We start from the raw sequence: 825 nt of genomic DNA, 5'->3' as shown, positions 1-825 counted from the left end.
AAAATACTTTTTCATAAGTCAAGCCTATTTCTCTACCAACTTGCGCTTGTCTATTTTTGTAAAGCCGCAGCATGAGTACCGTCTTATTATCCAAGTCAATCATTCTAACGCTTGATTTTGTTTTAGGGGTAGTGACTTCTTTTTCACAGTTTAGAGTCTTATTTACGTCTAGTGTACCGTTTTGTAAGTCAATATCAGACCATTTGAGGGCTAAACACTCACGAATACGCAAACCAGTCGCTAAAAGCGTCTTATATAGCACCGTATCGTAGAAATTTTTGTAAGTGTTTGGCAGCTGCTCCAGGTAAGTCAAGAATTTTTTTAAGTTATCATCATCCAGATATTTCAGTTTTTGCCCTTCTTTTTCCTTACGACGTGGCACGATAATATCACGGGCTGGGTTGAAGGGGATAACTTGCAAGGATACGGCATATTTAAGTATTCGTTTATTTAGCGAGTTAAGTTGCGGATACTCTTGGTAACCTTTGCCTAGTTGATTGTACTCTTTTGCCCATTGATTAACTTGCTTTTGAATAACTGGGGGTGTTAGCTTATCTAGTTTGTAGTCTCCAAAGGCTGGAAGTAGATAGTTTTTTAGTCTACTCTTGATTATTGTAAGGGTTGCCTTTTTGACCGTATGGCAGTATGTTTCCAGCCAATTCTCCACCAGTTCGGCATAGGTATTGATTTGAACCGCTTTAAATACTGTAGAGCCGTTTTTTTCAAAGTCTATTTGAGCCTGTAGCGCTTTGTTTCTAAGTTCTCTCTTGGTTCGCCCTGATATAGTCGTCTTGACTTTCTTACCTGTTACGGTATCGATGCCAA

General features: G+C 38.9%; 1 protein-coding gene. It reads right to left on the bottom strand.

Annotated elements, in window-relative coordinates; translation table 11 throughout:
- Positions 1-825, bottom strand: an 825-nt coding sequence (locus HT687_RS09025; RefSeq protein ID WP_240152480.1) for a site-specific integrase, incomplete at both ends; no start/stop codon positions are given.

This window comes from Streptococcus sp. 1449 (assembly GCF_013276805.1).
Lineage (GTDB): Bacteria > Bacillota > Bacilli > Lactobacillales > Streptococcaceae > Streptococcus > Streptococcus pseudopneumoniae.
This window is presented reverse-complemented; position numbering and strand designations above follow the sequence as displayed.